Annotated in this window: 23 protein-coding genes and 2 pseudogenes; 9 read left to right on the top strand and 16 right to left on the bottom strand. The window is 62.9% G+C overall.

All coding sequences use genetic code 11. The features are described 5' to 3' along the window. Positions 1-62 precede the first annotated feature (62 nt). Positions 63-1,181 (top strand): zinc-binding dehydrogenase, encoded by a 1,119-nt coding sequence (locus tag ACZ2HM_RS02560; protein WP_313924842.1) that lies wholly within the window; start codon positions 63-65, stop codon positions 1,179-1,181. Between the two features lie 139 nt (positions 1,182-1,320). Then, positions 1,321-1,773: an alpha/beta hydrolase gene (locus tag ACZ2HM_RS02555; protein ID WP_470426153.1), complete on the top strand. Its 453-nt coding sequence runs from the start codon at positions 1,321-1,323 to the stop codon at positions 1,771-1,773. Between the two features lie 713 nt (positions 1,774-2,486). Here ACZ2HM_RS02555 and ACZ2HM_RS02550 read toward each other — a convergent pair. Next, the gene (locus ACZ2HM_RS02550; RefSeq protein WP_470426152.1) at positions 2,487-2,981 is read right to left on the bottom strand and encodes a DUF7687 domain-containing protein; all 495 of its coding nucleotides are present in this window, start codon (positions 2,979-2,981) and stop codon (positions 2,487-2,489) included. 67 nt (positions 2,982-3,048) lie between these two features. Between ACZ2HM_RS02550 and ACZ2HM_RS02545 the strand changes: the two are divergent. The 3 genes and pseudogenes from ACZ2HM_RS02545 to ACZ2HM_RS02535 all read left to right on the top strand — a co-directional run. Continuing rightward, positions 3,049-3,988 (top strand): annotated as a pseudogene (locus ACZ2HM_RS02545) (IS3 family transposase); the annotation flags it as partial. 195 nt (positions 3,989-4,183) lie between these two features. Beyond that, positions 4,184-5,242: an IS110 family RNA-guided transposase gene (locus ACZ2HM_RS02540; RefSeq protein WP_470425396.1), complete on the top strand. Its 1,059-nt coding sequence runs from the start codon at positions 4,184-4,186 to the stop codon at positions 5,240-5,242. 16 nt (positions 5,243-5,258) lie between these two features. Beyond that, positions 5,259-5,444 (top strand): annotated as a pseudogene (locus ACZ2HM_RS02535) (IS3 family transposase); the annotation flags it as partial. Here ACZ2HM_RS02535 and ACZ2HM_RS02530 read toward each other — a convergent pair. The 4 genes from ACZ2HM_RS02530 to ACZ2HM_RS02515 all read right to left on the bottom strand — a co-directional run bounded on the left by ACZ2HM_RS02530 (position 5,410) and on the right by ACZ2HM_RS02515 (position 9,128). Next, a complete protein-coding gene (locus ACZ2HM_RS02530) occupies positions 5,410-5,829 on the bottom strand; it encodes a hypothetical protein (RefSeq protein ID WP_470426151.1) in 420 nt (139 codons plus the stop codon). The pseudogene ACZ2HM_RS02535 and the gene ACZ2HM_RS02530 overlap by 35 nt on opposite strands. 224 nt (positions 5,830-6,053) lie before the next feature. After that, complete coding sequence (locus tag ACZ2HM_RS02525) at positions 6,054-6,287, bottom strand: helix-turn-helix transcriptional regulator (protein ID WP_470426150.1); 234 nt, start codon at positions 6,285-6,287, stop codon at positions 6,054-6,056. Positions 6,288-6,769: 482 nt separating this feature from the next. Further along, positions 6,770-8,083, bottom strand: a complete 1,314-nt coding sequence (locus ACZ2HM_RS02520) for a tyrosine-type recombinase/integrase (RefSeq protein ID WP_470426149.1) — start codon at positions 8,081-8,083, stop codon at positions 6,770-6,772. 628 nt (positions 8,084-8,711) lie between these two features. Beyond that, positions 8,712-9,128 (bottom strand): acyl-CoA thioesterase, encoded by a 417-nt coding sequence (locus ACZ2HM_RS02515; protein WP_470426148.1) that lies wholly within the window; start codon positions 9,126-9,128, stop codon positions 8,712-8,714. 184 nt (positions 9,129-9,312) lie between these two features. Here ACZ2HM_RS02515 and ACZ2HM_RS02510 point away from each other — a divergent pair, with 184 nt between their 5' ends. Then, positions 9,313-9,471, top strand: coding sequence for a hypothetical protein (locus ACZ2HM_RS02510; protein ID WP_156106348.1), 159 nt, complete (start codon positions 9,313-9,315; stop codon positions 9,469-9,471). Positions 9,472-9,540: 69 nt separating this feature from the next. On the opposite strand, the gene ACZ2HM_RS02505 is transcribed toward ACZ2HM_RS02510, so the two are convergent. From ACZ2HM_RS02505 to ACZ2HM_RS02480, 6 genes are all read right to left on the bottom strand, one after another. After that, on the bottom strand, positions 9,541-10,194 hold the full coding sequence (locus ACZ2HM_RS02505; RefSeq protein ID WP_096061954.1) for an outer membrane protein: 654 nt from the start codon (positions 10,192-10,194) through the stop codon (positions 9,541-9,543). A 171-nt stretch (positions 10,195-10,365) separates the two neighbouring features. Further along, positions 10,366-11,757 (bottom strand): L-serine ammonia-lyase, encoded by a 1,392-nt coding sequence (locus ACZ2HM_RS02500; protein ID WP_470426147.1) that lies wholly within the window; start codon positions 11,755-11,757, stop codon positions 10,366-10,368. Between the two features lie 3 nt (positions 11,758-11,760). Continuing rightward, on the bottom strand, positions 11,761-15,951 hold the full coding sequence (locus ACZ2HM_RS02495; protein ID WP_470426146.1) for a translocation/assembly module TamB domain-containing protein: 4,191 nt from the start codon (positions 15,949-15,951) through the stop codon (positions 11,761-11,763). Further along, complete coding sequence (locus tag ACZ2HM_RS02490; RefSeq protein WP_470426145.1) at positions 15,951-18,017, bottom strand: autotransporter assembly complex protein TamA; 2,067 nt, start codon at positions 18,015-18,017, stop codon at positions 15,951-15,953. The genes ACZ2HM_RS02495 and ACZ2HM_RS02490 overlap by 1 nt, the downstream gene beginning before the upstream one ends. 122 nt (positions 18,018-18,139) lie before the next feature. Then, positions 18,140-18,619 (bottom strand): DUF1465 family protein, encoded by a 480-nt coding sequence (locus tag ACZ2HM_RS02485; RefSeq protein WP_470426144.1) that lies wholly within the window; start codon positions 18,617-18,619, stop codon positions 18,140-18,142. A 110-nt stretch (positions 18,620-18,729) separates the two neighbouring features. Then, a complete protein-coding gene (locus ACZ2HM_RS02480; RefSeq protein WP_043151224.1) occupies positions 18,730-18,909 on the bottom strand; it encodes a YdcH family protein in 180 nt (59 codons plus the stop codon). 188 nt (positions 18,910-19,097) lie between these two features. Between ACZ2HM_RS02480 and ACZ2HM_RS02475 the strand changes: the two genes are divergently transcribed. Next, complete coding sequence (locus ACZ2HM_RS02475) at positions 19,098-19,256, top strand: YdcH family protein (protein ID WP_069064823.1); 159 nt, start codon at positions 19,098-19,100, stop codon at positions 19,254-19,256. 161 nt (positions 19,257-19,417) lie between these two features. On the opposite strand, the gene ACZ2HM_RS02470 is transcribed toward ACZ2HM_RS02475, so the two are convergent. The 5 genes from ACZ2HM_RS02470 to ACZ2HM_RS02450 all read right to left on the bottom strand — a co-directional run bounded on the left by ACZ2HM_RS02470 (position 19,418) and on the right by ACZ2HM_RS02450 (position 22,189). Beyond that, a complete protein-coding gene (locus ACZ2HM_RS02470) occupies positions 19,418-19,783 on the bottom strand; it encodes a PilZ domain-containing protein (RefSeq protein ID WP_096061976.1) in 366 nt (121 codons plus the stop codon). A gap of 66 nt (positions 19,784-19,849) precedes the next feature. Continuing rightward, positions 19,850-20,314: an RNA polymerase-binding protein DksA gene (dksA, locus tag ACZ2HM_RS02465; protein ID WP_069064824.1), complete on the bottom strand. Its 465-nt coding sequence runs from the start codon at positions 20,312-20,314 to the stop codon at positions 19,850-19,852. Positions 20,315-20,852: 538 nt separating this feature from the next. Then, complete coding sequence (locus tag ACZ2HM_RS02460; RefSeq protein WP_470426143.1) at positions 20,853-21,392, bottom strand: hypothetical protein; 540 nt, start codon at positions 21,390-21,392, stop codon at positions 20,853-20,855. Positions 21,393-21,398: 6 nt separating this feature from the next. Further along, positions 21,399-21,647, bottom strand: a complete 249-nt coding sequence (locus ACZ2HM_RS02455; protein ID WP_470426142.1) for a hypothetical protein — start codon at positions 21,645-21,647, stop codon at positions 21,399-21,401. A 101-nt stretch (positions 21,648-21,748) separates the two neighbouring features. Next, complete coding sequence (locus ACZ2HM_RS02450) at positions 21,749-22,189, bottom strand: host attachment family protein (RefSeq protein WP_037479872.1); 441 nt, start codon at positions 22,187-22,189, stop codon at positions 21,749-21,751. 95 nt (positions 22,190-22,284) lie between these two features. Between ACZ2HM_RS02450 and serS the strand changes: the two genes are divergently transcribed. Together serS and surE are read left to right on the top strand one after the other, a co-directional pair. Further along, a complete protein-coding gene (gene serS / locus ACZ2HM_RS02445) occupies positions 22,285-23,694 on the top strand; it encodes a serine--tRNA ligase (RefSeq protein ID WP_470426141.1) in 1,410 nt (469 codons plus the stop codon). A 94-nt stretch (positions 23,695-23,788) separates the two neighbouring features. Beyond that, positions 23,789-24,553 (top strand): 5'/3'-nucleotidase SurE, encoded by a 765-nt coding sequence (gene surE, locus ACZ2HM_RS02440; RefSeq protein WP_470426140.1) that lies wholly within the window; start codon positions 23,789-23,791, stop codon positions 24,551-24,553. Positions 24,554-24,588: the final 35 nt, after the last annotated feature.

Here is a 24,588-nt window from a genome sequence, read left to right as displayed (position 1 = left end):
CTTCCTTGCGCTGGGCCTATTGCACCCCATGTTGCAGCTATGCCGAATGAGCGGAGATGATCATGGGTTTCACCGGACGCGAGCTAAGATCGAAGATCGACGACGATGGCAGACTCTCACTGTCACTGGAGCGGGTCCGAGTGGAAGATCCGGCGGACGACGAGATAGTCGTCAGTATCGAGGCAGCGCCCATAAATCCGAGCGATCTCGGCCTGCTTCTAGGGCCGGCGGATCTGTCGACGCTGGCATCTCGCGACGAGCATGGACTGACTTTCCGGGTGCCAACGAACCGATTGCAAAGCGTCGTCGGCAGGCTAGGTCAGTCTATGCCCGTCGGCAATGAGGGGGCCGGCCTGGTCCTGGCCGCAGGCAAGGACGCCGCTCACCTGAACGGCAAGCGCGTAGGGATGATCGGAGGCGGCATGTACGCCGATTATCGGCGCATCAGAGCGCGAGACGTAATTCCCCTGCCTGATGGCGCGACGGCTGCGCAAGGCGCCTCCATGTTCGTGAACCCGCTGACCGCGCTTGGCTTTGTCGAGACGGCGCGGCAGGAAGGCCACAAAGCGATCGTACACACCGCAGCAGCCTCCAACCTTGGGCAGATGCTCCAGAAGATTTGCTTGGCCGATGGCATCCCTCTCGTGAACATCGTCCGGTCGCAGGAACAGGCCGAGATATTACGCGGCGTTGGCGCCACCCATCTGGTCAACAGCAAGGATGCGGCCTTCACCGCCAGCCTGACAAAAGCGGTCGAGGAGACGGGCGCGACCATTGCTTTCGACGCGATCGGCGGCGGCACGATTGGCAGCGAGATCATGCAGGCCATGGAACGCGCCGCGGTTGGGCGCATGGCGGACTATAACCGCTACGGCTCCACCGAATTCAAACAGCTCTACATCTATGGGGCGCTCGATCCGTCACCGACCACGCTCAACCGGCTGGCGTTCGGTTTCCAGTGGAGTGCATCGGGCTGGCTGCTCTTTCCGTTCCTGCAGAAGACTGATCCGCAGGTCGTTCAAAACATGCGCCAGCGCGTGGTGGATGAACTGACGACAACATTCTCCAGCCACTATACCCGCATCATAGGCCTGGCCGAAGCGCTCGAACCGGACGTGCTGCGCGCTTATGAACGAAAGGCAACAGGCGAGAAGTTTCTGATCGACCCAACACGAGGTTGAACACCAGGGGGAGGCCCGGCCCCTGCAGCCATTTTCGGTGGAGCGGCCCAAGCGGATCGTGCTTCTGCTTCACGGATTTGGGTCAAGCGGCGCAGACAGGATCGCGCTGGCGCCAGCCTAGCAGGCAATGCAGGAGACATTGTTCCTTTCGCCGCATGCGCCACAGCGCGGCCCAATGCATGGGCCTGGCGAATGGTGGCCGCTCGGTGGACTTTCGCCTGCTGCGCTCGCGACCGGTGCAGCATCGGCAGCGCCCGCTATCGACGTATTCATCGATCGAAAGCTTTACCGATATGGCCTGTCCGAGGCTGATCTGGCCCTTACAGGGTTTAGCCAGGGAACGATGTTGGCGCTGCATGTGGGCCTTCGACGTCCGGGCCAGGTAGCCGCGATCGTGAGCTATTCGGACATACTCGCCGGCACGGCGGACTTGCGGTCTGAGACATGGTACAAGCCGCCGATCCTGCTGATCCATGGATCGCAGGATGATGTTGTGCCGCCCGCCGCGGAAATCGCGGTCGGCTCGGGCCAGATGGAGGTCATAGCCATGGCAGCGGAAAGACTGTGGTTTGTTGTAGTCAAATGGGCATAAAAGATGCACCAGGTTCGGGCGTCAAATGCCCGAGCAAATAAGATTGGAGAGCGGTCCTCATAGCACGGCTGCGAACTTATTGAATTAAAGGATGTCGAGCACGTCCACTGGTCTCTTTTGTGCTCCCCCACACACAGCTGGAGCACGGCTTTGCTTCGGGAAGGCCGCCTGAAGCTGTACTGCGTTACACGGATTGGGCTAAAGCCAATAGCTTGTGTCCAAATTTGAGCTATCGGCCCCTGTTGTGTAACGATAAATGCAGTGGAATATTGTGCAGCGGCTACCGAACGGATGCAATCAAGCGCTTGAATTTACTGCACAATATTCTCACATTTGGGGACTCTTAATCAGCGGGTCCTTGGTTCGAGCCCAAGTGCGTCCACCATTTTTTCATTGAAAATACAGCCACTTACCACACGCAGCGATAGGTCTTACACGTCATCCGTGAGGGTCGTGTAAGAGCAGTGTAAGAGTGCGCTGCGTGCGCCCTACCCTGCACCTATGCGCTGACTAGGGGCGCGCCGTGGGGGTATGTAGGGATTTCGGGAGCGTCGGCCCGAACGCCCCATGAAAATTTACGCGCGCGGCAAAAATGCCTAAAATTGGCCACCGATGATTTCAAACGAGAGCTGGTTCGTCGTTGCTATTTTGTTCTAAATCCGCTTGACTGCCGCTACATGATGCAAGCGACTACAGAGCGAAACCCCGCCTCCTCAGAGAAGCGGCGTCTCATCCGGCAGAACAACCTCTGCCTCGGCCTGCCTCGCTCGCGTTTTCTCAACCCACTCCGTTACCATAGCCGGAAGGCGATCCTCAATCTCTGTGCCGAACAAGATTTCATCCACATACCCCATATGAAGCATGTCAATCATGCGGCACAGGTAGGAACGCCCGCACTCCCACCAAGTGTAGTGAGCGTCGGCGATGAGAATGTGCTCGACCTCAACGCCGGTCTCGAGACGCATTTCCTCAAGTTCCATACCGTCCAGAAGCGTCTCATATACGCCATCTGCCACTCGGCTTCCGAAAGTTGTCGTGTGGTAATATTCTTTGATCTCCCAAACGGCGATGGGATTGATGGGCGTTGGAAAGGCACCGTCGATTCGACGGGCCAGGGTCCTGAGAGGCATCCCGTCCCGCGTGACTGTGGTCAGTTGCCGGGGGTCATGGTCATATTCGATCCCTTGAGCGTTGGCTTCGATCAGCATGTTGGACTTGTAACGGTTTTGCGCCGGTCACCTGAGCGATTAGAGCTCGCAACAGGAGACCGACGAGATGATCAAGCATACAGAAGAGTTCAAGCAAGAGGCGGTACGGATCGCGCTGACCAGCGGGTTGCCGCGCGATCGGGTTGCATCGGATTTGGGGATAGGGAAGTCGACGCTGGGCAAGTGGGTATCGCAGTATCGGCCCAGTGATCTGGTTTCAGCGCCGCAGGCAGATCTGGCGCGTGAGAATGAACGCCTTCGCCTTGAGAACCGTGTGCTGCGGGAGGAGAGGGAAGTGCTAAAAAAGGCCACGCAGTTCTTCGCGAGCCAAAGGCCGTGAAGTTCGCATTTGTGCATAGCTGGCGGCACCGGTGGCCCGTTGAACTGCTCTGCCGTGTCATGGATGTCAGTGAACGCGGCTATCGTTCCTGGCGCTCGCGCCCGATCAGCAGGCGGGAGCGGACAGATATGAAAGTGCTGGCCCATATCCGGGAACAGTACAGGCTGAGCCTTGGCAGCTACGGCCGTCCTCGCATGACGATGGAGTTGAAGGAGGTAGGGCTCGATGTTGGCGAGCGCCGGGTCGGGCGGCTGATGAAGATCAACGGGATCAAGCCAGTCCGCACGCGCAAGCACAAGGTTACGACTGACAGCCACCATCGCCTGGGTGTCGCAGCGAACTGGCTGGACGGCGATTTTGCCGCAGATGCGCCCAACCGTAAATGGGCCGGCGACATCACCTATATCTGGACGTCCGAAGGCTGGCTCTACCTTGCCGTCATTCTCGATCTGCATAGCCGTCGCGTCGTAGGCTGGGCAGTCAACGACAGGATGAAGAAAGACCTGGCGATCAGGGCGCTGGATATGGCGGTGCGCCTGCGCCAGCCTCCCGAGGGCTGCCTTTTCCATTCGGATCGCGGTAGCCAATATTGCTCCTACGACTATCAGAAAAGCTGCAGGCCTATGGCCTGCGTCCATCAATGAGCGGCAAGGGAAATTGCTACGACTGTGATTATGTTGCTGCGGCTTGATGGTCTGACCCATGCTACGATTGACCCCGTGTCATTGCGTTGACGTGTCGGCCATCAAGTCGCCCTGGCAACGGGCGAGATGTGACTTGATAGGAGCCTGACGGGTTTGCCCCTTCACAGTCCTGTCCTTCTCTGAACGGTGCCCGGGCACCGTTCAGAGAAGGACAGGACATGACCAATACCAACATCAGCGGCGTCATTATCGGTGTCGATACCCATAAATCCATCCATGTTGCCGTGGCAATCGATAACAACGGCAGCCGATTGACGGCCTTTTCGGCTCCAGCGACAACAAAGGGCTATAAATTGCTCGAGGACTGGGCGTGTGCGTTGGGCACCATCACAGCCTTTGGCATCGAGGGGACTGGATCATACGGAGCCGGGCTGTCTCGCCATCTTCTGGCCCAGGGCCATAAAGTCATCGAGGTCACCAGACCTAATCGACAGTTGCGCTATCAACATGGCAAAAGCGATAGCCTCGACGCTGAAGGCGCCGCACGGTCGGTGCTGGGCGGACAGGCGATCGCCCAACCCAAAACGCAAACAGGATCCGTCGAGATGATCCGGCATCTCAAAATCGCACGCGACACAGCAGTCAAATGCCGGTCGCAGGCCATGGTGACCCTGAAAACCCTGATCATCAACGCACCTGCGGCGCTGCGCGACACGCTCGATCAGATAAACGGAAAAATCGCGCTGATCCGATATATTGCTGCACTCAGGCCCGGCGCAATGACCTCGACGATCGCATCGGCCAAAACCGCCTTGCGGGCCTTGGCACAACGCTGGCTGGCTCTACACGAAGAAATTCAGTCGCACGACAAGGCGCTCGAGCAACTGGTCATGGCCAACGCACCAACGTTGCTGGCATCGCACGGGATCGCGACGATGACGGCGGCAGAAATGCTTATACTGGTCGGCGATGATCCCACCCGAATCCGCTCCGAAGCTGCACTCGCCAAGCTCTGCGGGGTGTGTCCCATCCCCGCATCAAGTGGCAAGACCAACCGCTTCCGACTCAACCGTGGTGGAAACCGGCAAGCCAATGCCGCGCTATATCGGGTTGCAATCGTTCGGATGCGCAACCATCCGCCGACACTTGCCTATGTCAGCAAACGAAAAATGGAGGGAAAGAGCAACCGGGAGATTATACGCTGCCTTAAGCGATACATCGTTCGCGAAATCTTTACCCACCTATGTCGCCCAAAAGCATCTCTGACCAGCGCTTGACAAATATAGGAGCCTCAATGCGTCCGTCGAGACCTTCTTCAAATCCCTGAAGGCGGAACTCATCTGGCGGCAGAGCTGGCCGACGCGGCGTCAGGCAGAAGCCGCCATCTTTCAGTACATCAATGGCTTCTACAACATCCGTCGCCGCCATTCATATCTAGGCGGCATCAGCCCGCTCGCGTTCGAAGCCAAGGTGGCATAATGAGATAGGTGACCGGCACAAAACCGTTACAAGTCCAATACAGGTTCAAGCCACTGTTAGGGATCACCCAGACTTTCCCGCAGATACCCGCCATGAGACCGAGGGCGGCGGTGATGGCGACCTCGGGGACTGGCAGAATTGCGCTCTGATAAATGAAGCGCGCCATGTCCCCGACGAAGCCCGGAGGCATAGGGAGCGCACCTTGCACCGGCAGCGGGGGACCGTCAGCGACATACGCGCCACCATTGTGCGCGCGCTCTGTCACCGCAGCGAGGTTCGCTCTGTGCTCCGCTTCAACCTCAGCCTGTACTCGCTGTCGGTCTGCTTCCCCGCCATTGAGGAAGCTTGCGCTAAAGGTCACGCCATCAACAGATTTGTCAGCCATGACGAGCCTCCCCGCCGAGGGTGGGGGCGGTAGTCAATCTGTCCGCAACGCCCATCGCATCCGGCGAATTTTTACGCGGCGCGACATTTTGCGGGAAAACGCTCGGGGATTGCGGACCTTCGGCGGCCCGTCGCACAGTATGCATGTTGCTGGTCCTCGGACAGGGATCGGGAGCTTTCGGATGAGGCGGTCGGGTGTGCGGTGCATCCGGCCGCTTTTCACCACTACGCATCGCCGGGGTGGCTGACGGTTGCGGCGCTGGTGCTGTCGAACTTGCGCGCAGATACCCATGCATCCACGTCTGCCGGGTCGTATGCGACGCCAGCACGCGGGGAGCTTCCGAGTTTTATGTAACGAGGGCCTTTGCCCTTGCAGCGCCAGAACTTGAGCGTTCCGGGCGTGATGCCGATCAGAGCGGCGGCTTCGTTGTTGTTCAGGACTTTGACCGATGCGGCCATGACGGTGACTCCAGCATCACCCTGCACGGTCCTAGACCGTCAAGCAGAGCGTCGATGAGCTGTGGTCACCAGCGCCAGAGGAACCCCCTCCGACAAAGTGTCCGTGTCCTGGGGCTTACGCCTTACTCCAACGGCTGCGGAAACAGTAGATTTGAGTGCCCCGTTTCCGGCACCGTAGCGGCATTGTTAGCACAAGCTAACAGGCCAATGTTGGATAAAATGCTGGGTCCGGTGTGCCGATCCGGGAGTGCGAAAGCTCGACAGAATCGCGCCGAGATTTTTTTCTCTCTCGAAGCCGAGGGAGGGGGCAAACCGCATATCGGCTAGCCTTCACCGATTTGACCGGAATGGTTCGATTTGACCGAGCGAGACTGGCTCTCGCTGTAAGGCGGCGTGGGGCGCGATCGCTACCCTGCCGCCCCTTACCCGGCGGCGCGCTGCGATCGGGGCTGTGCGCGAGGCTGCGCGGCCCGTCGCGCGCATCACGCTCGCTGGGGCAGCGCCACCACGTTGCCAGCCGCAGCAATCAACCCCTGCTCCTCGATCCAGTCACCGATCTGCTGCACCTCGGGGTGCAACCATCCGAGGTTTGTCAGGTCGAGATAATTGGTCGCGGTCACGTCCTCTTTGCTCGGCTTATGCCCAGTGAGCAGGTCGGTTCTGAACTTCTCCACGCGGCACTCGCGCATGGCGATATTCGAGAAGGTGCGGCGCAGATCGTGGAGCGACAGGTGCTTACCAACTACCTCGCTGACCGACTCCATCGCAGCGCGCGCATCCATAATTCGACCGGCCTTGCTCCATGACGGGAATACGAACGGACTAGGCTTGGGATCGTCGTCGTTCACCTTCGGCTTCGGCATTCGCAGCTTGAGCAGCGCCACGGCCTGCGACGACAAGGGCAGCCAGATGGGCGTGCCGCGTTTCCGCTCGGTCAGATGCCACCGGGAATTCGCAGGCTCGTGGTCATCGATAACCACGCGGTCCCACGTCAACGCGGCAGCTTCGTCACGGCGCGCACCGGTCAGCAGGAGGAAGATTGTCAGGTCGATACCGGCAAGCGCGTCACGGCTCCGCGGGTCCGCGCGTGCCTCCGTCAACATGTTCCAAACCTCGCCAACCTTCCTCTTGTCGATATAGCGTTCGGTGCGATCACCTGTGGGCGCCCAATGACGCTTGAGGGCGGCGACCGGGTTGTGGGCAATGAGGGGGTCACCGTCCGGGCGGCGATATTCGTCCATGGCGAAGTTGATGAGGATACGGAGCGTCACGAACGCGGCGTTGGCGCTAGCGGGTGCACCCTTCTTTCCTTCCAGCCCGTTTTCAACCAGTTCCCGGTGGCGCTCCTGCACCATGTCGCGGGTGATGCTGATGATGGGCTTGTCCTTCCACGTCGCAAACACCTTCTCGACGTGGCGCTTATACTCAGCCGCCGTGCTGGCTTTCAGCTTGCCGGGGCGAGTGGTGTAGGCGGTGCATACGTCCATCAGCGTGACGCGCATTGCCTCGTCCTGCTTCTTCACATCGCGCGGGTCGATGCCGTCTTCGAACTGGTGCTTGTACTGCTCCGCGCGACGGCGCGCGTCGTCCAGCGTCCAAGCCCCATAGGTGCCGATGGTGAGCCGGGCCTCCTTGCTCTGCCCTGACACCATGCCCTGCACGATGAAGCTCGCAGCCCCCGACGCGGTGACGCGCAGGCCGAACCCCTTCGTCTCGGTGTCGAAGTAGATGACGGTGCCAGTGCCAGGCTTGCGAACCCGGTCGATGCTGGTCTTGGTGAGCTTGAGCTTGGGCATAAAATTCCCTGTGTAAGACCCATGTAAGAGTGCACCGCAAACTTACGCTAGCTTACACTAACAGCCCAGCATCAACAAAGGGCTAATTTCCAGGGGTTTATGCACCTGTGCATACCCGCGCTAATTTCTGCTAACGCCGTCAGGGCCAAACTCTTAATCAGCGGGTCCTTGGTTCGAGCCCAAGTGCGTCCACCATATTTTCAACAGGTTTGCTTACCCATGCTGGGGCCACCTTCTTAGAGGGGCGGCAATTAAGACGGCGCGGCGAAGCCGAGGCGATTGGGATCGTTTGGGATCGTTCGCTCCCATTATGCGTGCCAATGTGGCACGGCAGGCCGTCAAGTCGTCGCCTTGCTTAGCAAGCTGATCCTCCACAAACTTGATCCCGCCCTCGCAGTACGGGCCGAACTTGGTGGACAGGGCAATGGACTTCGCCTTGGCGGTGACGTCCTCATACAAAAGCTCGATTATGGTTGGCGGGACGCCTACCCCGCCCGTCCTGAGCACGGTCAGCCGCGTCCAACCGTTGCACTTCAAACGTGAATCCACATTCCCGCTTTCGCGGGAATGACGAGGGGAATGACGGGGGTGTGGGTCGCCGCCGTTTGGCTTTCCCCGACACCCGTGCCTATTGTGCGGCTTTTTCGTCCGGGGCGAAGAAGTGGTCGATGACGTCGCGGGTCAGTCTCGCGGGGCGCAGGCTGCTGGCGTCGATGCAGCACCAACTGGATTTGACTTCGGCCAGCACTTCTTCACCGCGGCGGATGATGGTTTCGTAGAAGGCGCGGGCGCCCTGCACCTTTTCCAGCAGTACGGTGGCGATCACATCGTCGTCGAGGAAGGTGGGTTTGCGATAGGTGATTTCATGCTTGAGCGCGACCCATAGATGCCCGGCGACGGCTTCCGACGGGGCCAGGGCGCGCCAATGGTCCAGCACCGCTTCCTGCACCCATTTAAGGTAGCTGGCATTGTTGACATGACCCATGAAGTCGATGTCGGCGGCATCGATGCCGATGGGATATTGATGGGGAATCGCGTTACTCACATTAATGTCAATATCATCCTTGCGCCCGTCGCGCTAGGGGGATGCAACTTTGAACGGCAATGCTGCGCGGCGCTGAGAAATTGTCCCCCTGCTTCACCGGCTTATGCTGCATTGCAGCAAATGGCGTTGACTTGGGCGGGCTAATCTTCATCCTGACGGGACCGAAATGATGGAGGGAATCATCATGGCGATCACGAGCGACACGGCGGCCCAGGTGGCTGCGCAATTGACCCAGGCGTGGGCGATCCGGTCCGGGGTGAAGAAGCCCGATCCGACCAAGCCGATCGAAGATCAGGTCATTACCATCTACAAGCGGTTTCTGGACATAGTGCAGAAGGGCTGAACGATAGTGTCGTAAAATGGTGAAAGGGGCCGGTCTTGTGAACCGGCCCCCTCCCCTACTCAGCGAACTTTAGAAGCGCCAGCCGACGCTGGCGACGACCTGATGCCGGTCGGTGTCGATGCCGAAATCTTCGGTGGTCGCGCCATTGGCGAACTCGATATTGGCATCGCTATATTTGGAATAGCGATATTCCACCTTGGCAAAGGTGTTGGTGTTGATCGCGCGTTCCACGCCGCCACCGATGCGCCAGCCGTCCAGCTTGAACGCGGTGTCGGTGGTTTCGTCGGTGTTGCCAGCCAGCACGTTGAGCTTGCTGTTGGTATAGCCGCCCTTGACGTAGACGAGCGTCGAGGGGTTGGCGAGGATACCGGCGCGCGCGCCGACATAGAGGTCACGGCCCTGGCTGACGCGGCCGAAACCGAACTGGTCGGTGGGATCGCGACGATCGGACTTGGCGGTGGAATCGGTCCACTCGCCTTCGACGCCGACGACGGCGCTGCCGAGGTTCACGTCGTAACCGGCGCCGATGCCGTAGAGCAGACCGTCGATCGACTGGTCATCGCGGTCGTTATTATTGTCGACATCGCTGCCGGCGCCGACATGGTCATAGCCCAGGATCGCTTCGACGCGGGGACCGGTGAAGGTCGGGCCGACATCCTGTGCCATGGCGGGGGCGGCGACTGCGGCGCTGCCGAGAAGGGTTGCGACCATCAACTTACGCATATTCTAAACTCCATTGTCATCCCCCTGCAGGGGAGAGACGCTGAAAGCCGCGCAGAGCCGTAAGTTTCATGAACCTAAGATAAACAAGGACTTATGTTGCAGATATGACACAAATACTGTCGTTTCATCGCAGATTTGACGGTGCAAAGCGACGAATGGAAGGGAACCGCCTCAGCACTCCACGACGTTGACGGCCAAGCCGCCAAGCGAGGTTTCCTTGTAGCGGCTGGCCATATCCTCGCCGGTCTGGCGCATCGTTTCGATGACGGCGTCGAGGCTGACGATATGATGGCCATCGCCTTGGAGAGCCAGATAGGCGGCGTTGATCGCCTTGACCGCGCCCATGGTGTTGCGTTCGATGCAGGGGATCTGGACCAGGCCGCCGATGGGATCACAGGTGAGGCCGAGATTATGTTCCATGCCGATCTCGGCGGCATTTTCGACCTGGCCGTTGGTTCCGCCCAGCACGGCGGCAAGGCCAGCGGCGGCCATGGAGCAGGCGACGCCGACTTCGCCCTGGCACCCCATTTCGGCGGCGGAGATGGAGGCGCGCTTCTTGTAGAGGAAGCCGATGGCGGCGGCGGTGAGCAGGAAGCGGCGCTCGCCATCGCGATCCGCGCCGGGGACGAAGTGGCGATAATAATGCAGCACCGCTGGGATGACGCCCGCCGCGCCATTGGTCGGCGCAGTGACGACGCGGCCACCGGCGGCATTTTCCTCATTCACCGCCAGCGCGAACAGGCTGACCCATTCGAAAATCTGCGCCGGGCCAAGCGCGTCCTGTTGCAGGCGCAAGCGTTGATGGATGGCGCGGGCGCGGCGGCGGACCTTGAGGCCGCCGGGGAGTAGTCCCTCCTGCTGGAGGCCGCGATCGATCGAGGCGCTCATGGCGTCAATCACGCTGTCGAGGAAGGCGTCGGTTTCCGCCTGGGTGCGCCAGGCGCCCTCGTTGCGCAGGACGAGGGTGGCGATAGAGAGGCCAGTCGCCTCGCCCTGCGCCAGCATCTCTGCGCCCGACGAGAAGGGATAGGGCTGGACGACATTATGGCCGAGCGGGGCGTCGTCAGTGACGCGCTCGCCGGGCAGCACCGCGCCGCCGCCGATGGAATAATAGTCGCGCACCAGCGGTTCGCTGTGCCCGTCGAGCCAGGCGGTGAAGCGCATGCCGTTGCTGTGGGCTTCGAGAAACTCGCCCATGTGGAAGATGAGGTCGCGCGCTTCCTCGAACGCGATCCATTGGTCATGGGCGCTGCCCGCGCGGATGCGGCCATCGCTGCGGATGGCGGCGAGGATGGCGGGGATGGTGTCGGGGTCGAGCGCTTCGGGGCTGTAGCCCGACAGGCCGAGCAGGATCGCGGTGTCGGTGGCATGGCCGCGCCCGGTCAGCGCGAGCGAGCCGTAGAGATCGCACGACACCCGCACCGGTTGCGCGGGGAGAGAGTCCATGAACAGGCGCGCGGCGCGCATCGGGCCGACCGTATGCGAGCTGGACGGGCCGATGCCGATGGTGAACAGGTCCATGACGCTGATCGCAGCGGCAGCGTCGATGCGGGACTTGGTCATGGCTTAATAATCCCGCGACACGCGGACGTTGGCGCTCTGGCGGCCGAGCGTCGAGATGGCTCCCAATAGCGAAAGCCAGCGCGTGACCTGATATTCGATGCGGGTGGCGCTATAGCCCTGCCCGTCGGTAATCAACTCGACATAGGTTTTGCGCGTGAGATATTTGCCCGCCGCGATCGACGTCCCCTGCCCCTGGGTCGGATCGGCGGCGATGATGCGCAAGCGGTCCAGCCCCGCCGCCTTGCGCACGGCGTTGATCGGGTCGAGCCCGCCGCCGCCCTGCAGCGAGCCGACCGCCGAGGCGAGTTGCAGCGCTTCGGGGGCGGACAGGTTGGTGATCGAGGTGCCGAACAGGATGCGCGAGAGCAGTTCGTCCTGCGGCAAAGCGGGGATGCTGTTGAAAGTGATGTCGGGTTTGAGGCCGGTGCCGCCGACATGGATGGTGGCGGTCAGGTCGCTGACATCGGCGACGGCGTCGATGTCGAGCGTCGGGTTGGTCGGCGTCCTGCCGTCGAACTGGATGCGGCCTTCGCGCAGTTCGAAGCGGCGGCCGGCAAATTCATAATTGCCGCGCACCAGCTCGGCACGCCCGGCGATGGCCGGGTTGGTGACGGTGCCGCCCAGGTCCAGATCCGCGCGCCATTCGCTGTCGAGGCCAAGGCCAGTGACGGTCAGGCGGTTGCGCGCGCGCGCCTTGATCGCCAACGCCCAGGGGACGGTAGTGCGGAGCGTTTCGATTTCCTCGCCGCGCCGGTTGATTTCAACGACGCGCAATTCGGGGATGGCGGCGACGGCGGCGGCACGGCCCAGCGTGAAGCGGCTTTTGTTGAGGATGACATCGCCGCCGATCGTCCCGCCAGTGCCATCGGATCGCAGGGTGATGGGGCCGGTGACGGTCGCGGCGATATCGTCGCGCTCCAGCAGTGCGGCATTGTCCGCCTGCATCGCCAGATCCATGCCGACGCCCGCTATGCCGTTGAAGGTGAAGCGGCCGGTGCCGGTCACTGACCCGCCATTTTGCGAGGCGGCGGCGAAGCTGGAAATGACGAGCTGCGCGCCGGAGAAGCGGCCGCGCGCCTTGACCTTGGCGAGGCGCATGCCGGTGACCGGGCTGTTGATCGTGCTGTTGTCGGTCGCGAAGGTGCCGGTGATGCGGGGATCGCCAAGCGTCCCGCGCATGTCGGCGGAGACGTTGACCGGCCCGCCCATGTCGACAATCTCCACCCCGGTCAGCCGCCACAGGGTATCGGCCGCTCCGCTATAGCGTAGCTGCGCGAACAGGGGCGCGGCGTTCAGCCGTTCGACCAGGTTGCCGGTGCGGCCAAGCGGGGTGAGCAGCGCCTGCCCCCGGCCGATCGTCTTGCCATCGGCGACGAACACCATGCGGGTGGCGAGGCGATCCGCGCCCAGCGCCGCGTTGACGCCGACATCGACCGGACGCGAGCTGAGCGACAGGCCGGAGCGCGACAGGCCGCGCAGGCGCAGTTCCGCCGTGCCGGTGGGCAGGCCACCGCGCGGCTGCGCATAGCTGAGCGAGCCGGTGGCGATGCCGCCCAGCCCCAGATTGTCATAGGCGATGTCGAGCAGGCCGAGCGGCAGCTTGTCCATGCGCGCTTCGATATGGTTGGCGGTCGCGCCCAGTTCGCCCGAAAGCTGTAACGATCCGCCCGCATAGCTGATCGTCGCGGGCGACAGGCGCCAGCCATCGTCGGTGCGGGTCAGCAACGCCGCGCGGGTCAGGCGGATGGGCCGCTTGTCGATGGTGCCGCCAGCGGTGAGGCGGATGCGATCGGCATCGACCTGCGCCTCCCCCTGCAGTTCGAACAGGCGGCCGCGCTGACCCGACAGGCTGCCCCGGATGGTGCCGCGCCCATCGACCAGATCGGCATTGGCGGCGAAGCGGCCGACCAGCACGCCGCCGACGCGCAGCCCGCGCGCCTGCGCCGTCGCCTTGAGCGTGGTGCCCGACGGATCGAGCAGGATCGTCGCGTCGAGCGTGCCGCGCCGCACGGTGATGATCGTCGGCCCTTCGAAACTGGCGCCGTTGGCGGTCAGTTTGAGCTGGACTTGCTGGATGTCGCCCACCGGCTTGAAGCCGACATAGCCGGTGACGGGGCCGCTGACCGCCAATTGGCCATCGAGGCCGCCGGTGACGGGGCGGATGTCGCCGCTGGCGGTGACGCCCGACACGGCGAGATTGGCGACGCGCACCACCGCCTGCCCCCCCTGGGGCAGCAGGATGACGCCGCGCCCGGTGAAGGGGCCAAGCGTCGATCCGCCCTCCGCCGTGTAGCTATAGCCATTGGCGTCGGGAATGAGGTGGGCATGGACATCGCGCAGGCCAAGCGCATCCATCGGCCGGGTGAGCATCAGGTCGATCGTCGGCCGTTCGATATTGCCGTCGAGCGTCAGGGTGAGCGGGCCATATTGATTATGCTGCCCCTTGCCCTCCAGATGGAGCGTGCCGTCGCGGAAGCGCACGCCATTGCCCGCCAGCGTCAGCAATGGCGCGGCGAGGCGCATGTTGGTGAGCGCCAGCGTGCCATCCGGCCGCAGCGTCAGGTCGCTGCGCGCCGTGGGCAGGCCGCCGCCCAATGTGCGCAGGAAATCATTGTCCAGCCGCCGCACCCGCGCCGCCGCGCTGCCGCTAAGGCCAAAGCCGCCGTCGGCGCGTGGCATGGCGCGCAATTTGGAGGTGACATCGACCACCCCGAAGCCGCGGATCGCGAGGCCGACGATCTGGCCATCCAGGCCCATATTATAGCGGCCGGTCTTGAGATCAGCGAGGACGGTCAGCTTGCCGCGCAGCTTGTCGGAGCGCAGGTCCATCGGGTTGCTGACGATCTGCTGCCCGTTGAGTTGCAGCATGCCGTCGAGCGCGAAATTGCGCACGATGCCTTCGACCAGATCGCCCTGCCCGTCCAGGCGGCGGGCGCGCAGGCGCAGCGGGATCAAGGTCGGGCCGGAGCCGGCGGTGCGCCCCTTGCCCTCGGCGCGCACGTCGCTGATGCGGGCCTTGTCGAACGTCAGTTCGCGCGCGGTGAGGAGATATTCATAGCCAAGCTGCGACAGCGGGCCATCGAGGCGGATCTTGGCCACGACATCGCGCCCGCGCATCGTCTTGAGCAAGGCTTCGGGGCGGGCGAGTGTGAGGTCGAGCCGCATATTGTCGAGCGCATTATTGCGCAGGTCGATCGCGCCGTCGGCGCTCAGGTCGATCGCGGCGGAACGCAGCGAGGCGGTGCCGTCGATCACCCGATCAACCAAAGTGCCGTTGGCGCGCACCGTCAGGCGGGGCGAGGACAGGCGCTGGATCAGGCTGCCCCCGGCGATGGCCGACCCCTCGACCGTGCCACGCGCCGAATAAGCGCCGCTGCGCGCGGCGAGGACGAAGTCGGCGGCGGGCGCAGCGTCCAGCGTGGCGGACAGGCGGCCGTCCCACTGGGTCCAGCTGCCCTTGCCGCCGATGCGCAGATTGCCATCCTGTGTGAGACCCGCCATCGTCGCCAGCACGCCGCCCTTGGGCGCGTTGACGGTGACGTCGAGGCGGAAGCGATCATCGTCGGGGCGGCTGTCGAGCGCGATACTGAGCGCGTCGCGGCCATCGAGCGTGCGCGCGGCCAGATCGATGATCGCGCGGCCGCCGCGAATATCGGCGTCGCCCGCGATGGTCGCGGTCTGGGCGCGGCCCGTGATACCGGGCGCGATCGCCAGCTGGCCGACCGAAAATTGCATCAGCCGGATGTCGAAGCCGGGCAGGATCGGTCCCTGCCGCTGGGTCGGATTGAGTTTGGGCAATTTGTGCAGGGTGGCGCGCGGGATCACCAGCCGGTCGATATCGAGCCGGTTGGACAGCCAGGCGAAAGGCCACCACTCCAGTTCGACCCTGGGCGCGTCGAAGAAGCGGCCCTTGGGGTCGGACAGGACCAGGTCATGCAGGACCGCCTTGCGATAGATGCTGCCGTCGATCCGGCCGACGCTGATCTGCAGGCCCGACCGGGACTTGATGGTCGCGATGCGCGACACGAGGAAGCGGTGCCCCGACCCCGTATCGAGCCAGGCGAGCGATCCCGCCACGATCAGCAGCAGCGCGGCGAGCAGCCCCGCGACCCAGCGTTGCCAGCGCCCGTCCCAGGCACGGCGGCGGATCGGCGCAGCGGTGATGGGGATGGGGGTGGGAGCTTCGTCCGTCATCAGAAGGCCTGACCGAGCGAGACATAGACGGCGATCTTGGGATCACCCGATTGCGGATTGATGGGCGTGCCGACATCGACGCGGATCGGGCCGAAATTGCTGTAATAGCGCAAGCCAAGCCCGGTGCCGATGCGCAGGTCGCGGAAGCGTGGCAGGAAGCTCGTTGAGATATTGCCCGCGTCGATGAAGGGCACGACGCCGAAATTGCCAAAGCGCACGCGCGCCTCTAGCGAAAATTCGGCGAGGCTCTTGCCGCCGACGGGGTTGTCATCCTCGCCAAATCGCGGGCCGATCGCCTGATAGCCATAGCCGCGCACCGATGCGCCGCCGCCCGCGTAGAAACGGCGCGACGGCGCGATCTGCTCAACGGTCGAGCCAAGGATGCTGCCGAAGCGCGCGCGCGCGGCGACCACCAGCTTTTCGCCCACTGGTTGATAGACGCTGCCGTCGAGTTGCACCTTGGCATAGCCGAAGGTTTCGTTTTGAAAGGAGAGTTCGGGGCTGATCCGGCCGCCGAGGCGAAAGCCCTTGGTCGGGTTGAGCAAGTCGTCGCTGCCGTCATAGGTGAGGCTGAGCGGCACTGCGCCGATGAGGAAGGTGCGGCGGGAACCGCCCGAAAAGGCATCGGCTTCATCCGACGCTATGACTTCCGCGCCGACGCGCCAGACCCAATTTTTCTGGAACAGGATGTTGGTCGTGCGCTCCAGCGCCCCACCCAGCGTGATGGTCCGCGCATCAAAGGCTTCGCGGCGGATATTGCTGACCGACAGCAGGCCGGTCAGCACATTGTCGCGGCGGCGGAAATTATTGCGGCGATAGGTGAAGGAGGCGGTCTGTTCCTGCGTGCCAACGACCCCGCGCACCGTGACGGCCCCTTCGGGCGGGAAGAAATTGCGATGCTGCCAGCTGACTTCGGCGCGATAGCCTTCGCCCGTGCCATAGCCCAGTTCCCCCGCGATCGTGCGCAGCGGTGCGGGGCGGACGTCGATCGCCAGGTCGACATGGTCGCCATCACCGGCATCGGTTGGCTTCAACGTCACCGATGACACGAGGCCCGTCGCGACGATGGCGCGGCGCAGATCCTCCACATCGGAGGCCATATAAGGGTCGCCCGGATCGAAGCGGGCGATATTCTGGACATGGCGGGCGCTGAACAATTCCGCATTGCTCAGGCGGATCGCGCCGAAGGTGCGATAGCCGCCGGGCGTGACGATGAGGTCGAGGTCGCCCTGCCGCTCTTCATGGTCGATCCGCACTTCGGGTTCGTCCACCTTGGCGAAGGGATAGCCGCTTTCCGACAAAGCGGTGGCGAGCGCGTCGCGCCCTTCGAGGATTTTGTCAGCATCGACCGGGTCGCCGACCTTGGGCGGGAAGGCGGCGCGCAGCGTCGGTTCGCGGCTGGCGGTTTCGGCGAGGCCCGCGACGTCCACCGAGGCAAGCAGATATTGGGTGCCGGGCGTGATGGCGAACCGCACGGCGAGCCGATCGCTGCCCGCTGGCGGCGCGGAGACGGCACCGCGGATGCGCGCGGCATAATAGCCCTTTGCCCGCAACAGCCGGTCGAGCAGGTCGCTATCTTCCTTGATGCGGCGGTTGATCTGGGCAAGGTTGGCGGCCTTGTTCTCGCCCTGGCGCAGGACCGACAGTTCATCGAAGCGCAGCTTGAACTGCGCGTCGCTGATGGCGTCGATGCCGTTCAGTGTGACGGTATAGCGGCGTTCCTCGCCGATTTCGGCAAAGGCCGCGACGGCTTCTTCCGGTTCGGCATCGGGGGCGACGATGGGGACGGGCATGTCCGGCGCGGCGGTCTGCACATCGGCGGGGTCGGCGGGCAGCGGTACGACGGTATCGGCCTGCCCCATGTCCGGCCAGTCGAGACCGATGTCGGGCATGGCGTCGAGCTGGGTATCGACATCGGACATGGTGCCGTCGGGCGTGGCGGGCGGCGGCGACGCATCCTGCGCCCACACGCCGCAGGGCGCGGCGAGCAGCAGTGGCGCAAGAAGGAGCCGGGCGGCTTGCGGGCGGCCAGCAAAGCGGCGTCGGGTCCGCAAACCATGGGTCATAGCGCGGGTCTAGACCAGATGCTGGCCCAAGCGCCAGTCCCATAGCGCCGATAAAGCGGGGATTCGTCGCTATTTATCGCGAATTGCGCCGGGCCGGGATCGGGCCGCAGCGATGGCCGGCGTCAGAAGGCGGTGTTGAGACGATCCAGCAAGGCGCGCGCGGGGTTGATCATCGGCATGGCGAGCGAACCAGTCATGCGGTCGAGCCGATCCTGCAACCGCGCCACCCGGTCGTAAAGATCATGGCTCGCCTCGATCAGCGCGCGGGCGGCGAAGGGGAAGGTCGCCACCAGCAGCGGATCGCTTTCGCTGGCCCGGCCCAGCCGATATTTCTCATCGGAGAGGTCCGCATCGCTGATTTCACCGCGTTGCCAGGCGCGCTGGCTGAGCAGCCAGGCGATGATGTGCATCAGCCGCGTCGTCACCTTGAGCGATTCGCAGGCGAAGGCGACCCGGCGGAGCGGATCGTCCATGCCGTCTTCCGCTACGTCACGGCCGTCGAAATAGGATCGCGCCTCGTCGGCCATCAGCATGGCTTCGAGATAGAGGCCGTCAACGAGGCCGCGATGCAGGCCGCGATCAAGAGATATTGCACTGGGCATGGGCGATCACTGACATGAATTTGCAACCTTGTCAGGCCCGACATTGCGCCCGTTTTGGCGTCCTGTCCCATTTAAGATCGGTTAGCGCGACGTTAACCATGATCGCCGGGTCAGGCGATGATGTCGGGCACCAGTTCGTCTTCCAGTTGGGCGATTTCGTCGCGCAGCCGCAGCTTGCGCTTTTTCAGCCGGGCGATCTGCATCTGGTCGCCGCCGCCGCTATCGACCAGCGCGGCGATGGCCGTGTCGAGATCGCGATGCTCCACCCGCAACAGTTCCAGTCGGCGCATGATGTCTTCCCGGCTCACGGCGCTCCCTTGCATCCAAAACGTGGCAGATGGTGGACTGATAGCGGGGCGAACCCATGCGGGCCATCGCAAATTTTCGCGCGACCATCGCAAAGCCCGAATCGACGCGAGACAAGGCGGACGAATCATGATTTACTTCTACGTCCATCACCCCTCGTAAGGAGAATGTCATGGAGAACAGCCATATTTCCGCTCTTTCGGCAAAGCATGCCGGCCTTGATGCCCGAATCAAGGCCGAAACGAGTCGGCCCATGCCCGACGCCACGTTGGTGGCTTCGCTCAAAAAGCAGAAATTGCGGCTGAAGGAGGAGATGTCGGCCAAGCATTAAGCCGCATCTTCGCCAGGGAGGAGGTCAGGATCCGGCAGCGTCCGACTGCCGATCCGACCTCACCCCAGGCCACGAGCCTATGACGCAAAACGCCCCGCATCCATGAGGATGATCGGGGCTATTTTATGCGATGTTCAGGCGCGCCGTGGGGCGCGGGGACGTCAACGGCGCAGGAGCGGGTTGGTGCGCAGATAGTCGGGCAAGCCCTGCTGATTGCTGGTCGATACCGGCTTGCGCGCCAGTTGCGGATCGATCGGCGCGTCGAAGGCGATGCCGATCTTGTCGTCGCGCGACCAGGCGACCACGCCGCTGACCTTGCCGACGCCGCGCAATTCAAATTCGACCCTGGCATCGGCCGGTATGGCGCGCTCGCAATCGGCCATCAGGCCGGTGGCGGAGAGATTGCGGATGCGGGCCTTGCCCAGCGGCGCGCCTTCGGGCGTGGCAAAGCTGGTGAGCAGGAACAGGCTGTCGCGCGGCGCTGTGCGTGCCGGCCCCCGATCAGCGATATTCCGTTCGTCGTTCATCATCCAACCTGCGCGTAAAATGTCAGTAGAATGACAAATGTCTACGCGCGAGGGATGGAAAAACCGTTAATCGTCGCGGGAGATTTTTTCGTGGCGTTCATGCCGTTCCTGCGCTTCGACCGTCATCGTCGCGATCGGCCGCGCTTCCAGGCGGCCCAGCGAGATCGGCTCGCCCGTGACTTCGCAGTAACCATATTCGCCATCGTCGATCCGGCGGAGCGCCGCTTCGATCTTCGAAATGAGCTTGCGCTGGCGGTCGCGGGTGCGCAGTTCGATCGACCAGTCGGTCTCGCTCGATGCGCGGTCGTTGAGGTCGGGTTCGCGGAGCGGTTCGTTCTGAAGGACGGCGAGCGTGCCTTCGGAATCGGCCAAAATCTGCTTCTTCCAACTCCACAGCCGCTGGCGGAAATATTCCAGCTGGAGTGGATTCATAAACTCTTCGTCGGGCGAAGGACGATAGTCGGCGGGAAGCGTTACAGTCGATTTTGGCGGTTTTTCACCGTCTTTATCGGAATTTAGGACCGATGCCATGTTGGCTCTCCGACTCGCAAGGCCCCGGCGTTTCAACGACCGGTCGCCCGTGATAATGCAGTGCGGGCGCTCATAGCCATCGGCTGGCAGCGACACAAGCGGCCATTCCAGAGACTCGCATGCGGGAGGGCGGATTTTTGCGCATGGGCGGACGCAGGGCGCCCCCGCCTCGCTCTTTACCCATCCCTCAAGCGCCGTTCCATAGTGGGACGTTAACCATATCGCTTCGGAAAAATATCGATTACCGCTCGACAGGCGGCTGCTATTGAGGGTTAACGCCGTTGCAGTTAACGCTTTATTTTGCGTTGTTGCGGATAGGGAATACCCGCCAGCCTGTTTTCCGGATTTGCCGGTAGCGGGCGGCAAGGCAACATAAAAGAAGAGTGGAACCTATGTCGGTACGGATGGCATTGGCTAAATTATGCGCCTGCACCTGCGGCGGCGCGATCATTGGCGGCGGTGCCGTCCATGTGGCCGAAAGCGCGCGCCCGGCAGTGGTCCATAGCTCCAAAAGCACCAAGGCTGCGCCCAAGAAGCGCTATGCCGTGCGGACGGTGAAGCGCAAGGTGGTGAAAACCGCCATGACCTGCGCGCCCCAGACGGTGACCGTCACCAGCCAGCAAGCCCCCATCCCCCTGCCCATGCCCATCCCGATGGCACCGGCGGAAATGCCGATGATGTCCGGCGGTGGCGGTGGTGCCGTGCCGATCGTCATGGGCGGCGGCGGCGGATTTGGCGGCGGTTTCGCGGGCGGCTTCTTTGGCGGCGGTGGTGGCGGCAGCGGCGGGGGTTCGGTCGTGATCTCTTCGACCAGCAGCTCGACCGGCGGCATCAGTAGCTCGACCAGTTCGACGACCGGCGGCGTGTCTACGTCTACGGGCGGTGTGTCCACATCGACCGGAGGCGTTTCAACCTCCACCGGTGGCGTGTCGACGTCCAGCGGCAATGTGTCCACGTCGAGCGGCAATGTTTCGACCTCGTCGGGCGTCAGCAGCAGCAGCTCGTCTTCGTCCAGTTCCAGCTCGTCTTCCTCCTCGTCCAGCTCGTCCTCGTCTTCGAGCGGCGGCAAGCCCGACAAGCCGGATCATCCCGGTTCGACGGGTGGCAGCAGCGGGTCTTCGAGCAGCTCCTCGTCGGGCGGTTCGTCCAGCTTCGGCAGCACCGGCAGCACGTCGTCCTCGACATCGTCGAGCAGCGCGTCTTCGAGCAGTTCTTCATCGAGCGGTGGCACGAGCAGTTCGGGTGGCACCGATGTCCCAGCCCCGCCGATGGTGTTGCTGTTCGGTGCGGCGGCCGTGGCGCTGGTCGCCCGTCGCCGCTTTGCCGATCGCAAGGCGCAGGCCGCCGCCTGACGCTTTCAACACAGGTCACGAAGAAAGGGCGGCTTCCGGTATCGGAGGCCGCCCTTTTCGTTTGTGCTTTGTCAGCGCGGGATCAATTGTCCGCGATGATCTTTTCGATGTCGGCGATCGGATGGTTGACCAGATCCTTGGCGATCTCGCCGGCCAAGCGGTCCTGGACTTCCTTGTGATAATGTTTGCGCATTTCGCCCAGCGTGCCGGGTGGTGCGACGATGATCAGCTTTTCATAGTCGTTGGCAAAAGCGCGATGCTTGAGGATGTCGGCGGCCTGCGCGGCGAACCGGTCTTCCTCCAGATCGTGGAAATTGGTTTCCGACATGGCGCTGCGATGACCGCCGACCGAATTGAAGGCGCGGCCGGGCGTGTCGGTGCCCTGATCGCGATCGGCAGGATTATCCTGCTTTTCGACCTGTTCCGTTTCCAGGTTCGGAATGGCGGCATCGCCCTTGTTACGGAAAAACAACATCTTGCGGCCGTCGGCTACCAGCACAAGTGCGCCTGGATCTATTTGCATCGCCTTTTCCTTCTCTCTTTTTCAGGGGATAGGTGTGTAACGGATGACAGCGCGCAGGGTTGCGTGGCCGATCGCAGGGCGGCATAGGACTGGCCATGCATGACATCCGTTTCATCCGCGAAAATCCCGCCGCTTTCGACGCTGGCCTTGCCCGGCGCGGAGCCGCCCCCCTGTCCGCCGAAATCTTGGCCCTCGACGAGCAGAGCCGAGCGATCAAGACGCAGTTGCAGGTCGGCCAGGCCCGCCGCAACGAGGCGAGCAAACTGATCGGCCAGGCCATGGCGGCTGGCGACAAAGACAAGGCCGAGGCGCTGAAAGCCGAAGTGGCGGCGCTCAAGGATGGCACGCCTGCGCTGGAAGCGCAGGAGCGCGAATTGGGCGATGCGCTGACGGCGATGTTGGCGGCGATCCCCAACCTGCCCGCCGACGATGTGCCGGAGGGGGCGGACGAGGACGCCAATGTCGAGGTGAGCCGTTGGGGCACGCCCCGCGTGTTCGAGTTCGCGCCGCAGGACCATGCGGATTTCGGCCCGGCGCTGGGGCTGGATTTCGAGGGCGGTGCGAAGCTGTCGGGCGCGCGCTTCACCGCGTTGCGGGGCCAGATGGCGCGGCTGCATCGGGCATTGGCGCAGTTTATGCTCGACACGCAAACCGGCGTGAATGGGTATGAGGAGACCAATCCGCCGTTGCTGGTCAAGGACCAAGCGTTGTTCGGCACCGGGCAATTGCCCAAGTTTGAAGATGATCTCTTTCAGACTGAAATTGTTTTAAAGTTGGAAGACGTTCGTGCTCGTTGTTTAAAGATCATTCATGCGATGGGTGTGCATGATCCAGAGCAATCCGCGACTGTCCTCACAGAAATGTTCATGATTATGCGTGGGGAAGCCAAAGAGGACCGACGCTGGCTGATCCCCACCGCCGAAGTCTCGCTGACCAACCTTGTCGCGAACCAGATCGTGCCGCTGGCAGAGTTGCCGGTGCGGCTGACGGCGCTGACCCCCTGTTTTCGGTCCGAAGCGGGTTCGGCGGGGCGCGATACGCGCGGGTTTATTCGCCAGCATCAGTTCGAGAAGGTCGAACTGGTCACCATCTGCGCGCCCGACGAGTCGGAAGCCGAGCATGAACGCATGTGTGCGGCGGCCGAGGGCATCCTCCAGGCGCTTGCCCTGCCCTATCGCAAGATGCTGCTGTGCACCGGCGACATGGGCTTTGGCGCGCGCAAGACATGGGATCTGGAAGTCTGGCTGCCAAGCCAGGAAACCTATCGCGAGATCAGCTCCGTCTCCAACTGCGGCGACTTCCAGGCGCGGCGCATGAATGCGCGCTACAAGCCGGAGGGTGAGAAGCAGACGCGCTTCCTGCATACGCTGAACGGGTCGGGGCTGGCGGTCGGGCGGACGCTGGTCGCGGTGCTGGAAAATTATCAGCAGGCCGATGGCAGCGTGATCGTGCCGGAGGTGTTGGTGCCGTATATGGGTGGGGTGACGGTGCTTACCCCGAAATAAGATTCCGTTCGGGCTGAGCCTGTCGAAGCCCCGTTCTTTTCTTCAAGAAGGAATGCCCTTCGACAGGCTCAGGGCGAACGGAGTTTTTTTGGCTATGCGTATCCTTTTGACCAATGATGATGGCGTGCATGCGCCCGGCCTCAAGGTGCTAGAGGCAATCGCGCGGACCCTGTCCGATGATATCTGGATCGTCGCGCCGAGCGAGGAGCAGTCGGGGGCCGGGCATAGCCTGACGCTGACCCGGCCGCTGCGCATCCGCAAACATGGCGAGCGCCATTATAGCGTCACTGGCACCCCGACCGACGCGGTGATGATGGCGGTGGGGCATCTGATGAAGGATGCCAAGCCCGACCTCATATTGTCGGGCGTCAATCGCGGGGCCAATCTGGCCGAGGACGTGACCTATTCGGGCACGGTCGCCGCCGCGATGGAGGGGACGATTTCGGGCATAAGATCCATCGCGCTGAGCCAGGTCTATGCCCGATCGGGCATGGGCGACGATGTGCCGTTCGCCGCGGCGGAAGCCTGGGGTGAGAAGGTGCTGCGCCCGCTGATCGCGCTGCCCGTGACCCCGCGCATGTTGTTCAACGTCAATTTCCCGGCGATCGACCCCGACGCGATCAAGGGCATCCGCGTAGTGCGGCAGGGCTTTCATGATGTCGATCGCACCAAGATCGTCGAGGGCACCGACCCGCGCGGCTATCGCTATTATTGGTTCTCGCTGGGCAGCAGCGACGCGGTGCCCGAAGGCAGCGACCTGGCGGCGATTGCGGAGGGCTATATCACGGTGACGCCGCTGCATTATGACCTGACGCAGGACAGCGCCATGGCGGTGACGGCGGCCGCCTTCCCCGCCTGACTGGACGCGGCCAGAACAGGGGGGTGGCAAGTTCG

Source organism: Sphingobium sp. KKT206 (assembly GCF_055640555.1).
Note: the sequence above shows the minus strand (reverse complement) of the source record. Positions and strands in the feature narration are given on the sequence as shown.

Excerpts from the sequence above, each read along its gene's own strand:
- ACZ2HM_RS02560 (WP_313924842.1), top strand. The coding sequence starts at position 63 with ATGGGTTTCACCGGACGCGAGCTAAGATCGAAGATCGACGACGATGGC.
- ACZ2HM_RS02550 (WP_470426152.1), bottom strand. The coding sequence starts at position 2,981 with ATGCTGATCGAAGCCAACGCTCAAGGGATCGAATATGACCATGACCCC.
- ACZ2HM_RS02540 (WP_470425396.1), top strand. The coding sequence starts at position 4,184 with ATGACCAATACCAACATCAGCGGCGTCATTATCGGTGTCGATACCCAT.
- ACZ2HM_RS02530 (WP_470426151.1), bottom strand. The coding sequence starts at position 5,829 with ATGGCTGACAAATCTGTTGATGGCGTGACCTTTAGCGCAAGCTTCCTC.
- ACZ2HM_RS02525 (WP_470426150.1), bottom strand. The coding sequence starts at position 6,287 with ATGGCCGCATCGGTCAAAGTCCTGAACAACAACGAAGCCGCCGCTCTG.
- ACZ2HM_RS02520 (WP_470426149.1), bottom strand. The coding sequence starts at position 8,083 with ATGCCCAAGCTCAAGCTCACCAAGACCAGCATCGACCGGGTTCGCAAG.
- ACZ2HM_RS02510 (WP_156106348.1), top strand. The coding sequence starts at position 9,313 with ATGGCGATCACGAGCGACACGGCGGCCCAGGTGGCTGCGCAATTGACC.
- ACZ2HM_RS02505 (WP_096061954.1), bottom strand. The coding sequence starts at position 10,194 with ATGCGTAAGTTGATGGTCGCAACCCTTCTCGGCAGCGCCGCAGTCGCC.
- ACZ2HM_RS02500 (WP_470426147.1), bottom strand. The coding sequence starts at position 11,757 with ATGACCAAGTCCCGCATCGACGCTGCCGCTGCGATCAGCGTCATGGAC.
- ACZ2HM_RS02495 (WP_470426146.1), bottom strand. The coding sequence starts at position 15,951 with ATGACGGACGAAGCTCCCACCCCCATCCCCATCACCGCTGCGCCGATC.
- ACZ2HM_RS02490 (WP_470426145.1), bottom strand. The coding sequence starts at position 18,017 with ATGACCCATGGTTTGCGGACCCGACGCCGCTTTGCTGGCCGCCCGCAA.
- ACZ2HM_RS02485 (WP_470426144.1), bottom strand. The coding sequence starts at position 18,619 with ATGCCCAGTGCAATATCTCTTGATCGCGGCCTGCATCGCGGCCTCGTT.
- ACZ2HM_RS02480 (WP_043151224.1), bottom strand. The coding sequence starts at position 18,909 with ATGCGCCGACTGGAACTGTTGCGGGTGGAGCATCGCGATCTCGACACG.
- ACZ2HM_RS02475 (WP_069064823.1), top strand. The coding sequence starts at position 19,098 with ATGGAGAACAGCCATATTTCCGCTCTTTCGGCAAAGCATGCCGGCCTT.
- ACZ2HM_RS02470 (WP_096061976.1), bottom strand. The coding sequence starts at position 19,783 with ATGAACGACGAACGGAATATCGCTGATCGGGGGCCGGCACGCACAGCG.
- dksA (WP_069064824.1), bottom strand. The coding sequence starts at position 20,314 with ATGGCATCGGTCCTAAATTCCGATAAAGACGGTGAAAAACCGCCAAAA.
- ACZ2HM_RS02450 (WP_037479872.1), bottom strand. The coding sequence starts at position 22,189 with ATGCAAATAGATCCAGGCGCACTTGTGCTGGTAGCCGACGGCCGCAAG.
- serS (WP_470426141.1), top strand. The coding sequence starts at position 22,285 with ATGCATGACATCCGTTTCATCCGCGAAAATCCCGCCGCTTTCGACGCT.
- surE (WP_470426140.1), top strand. The coding sequence starts at position 23,789 with ATGCGTATCCTTTTGACCAATGATGATGGCGTGCATGCGCCCGGCCTC.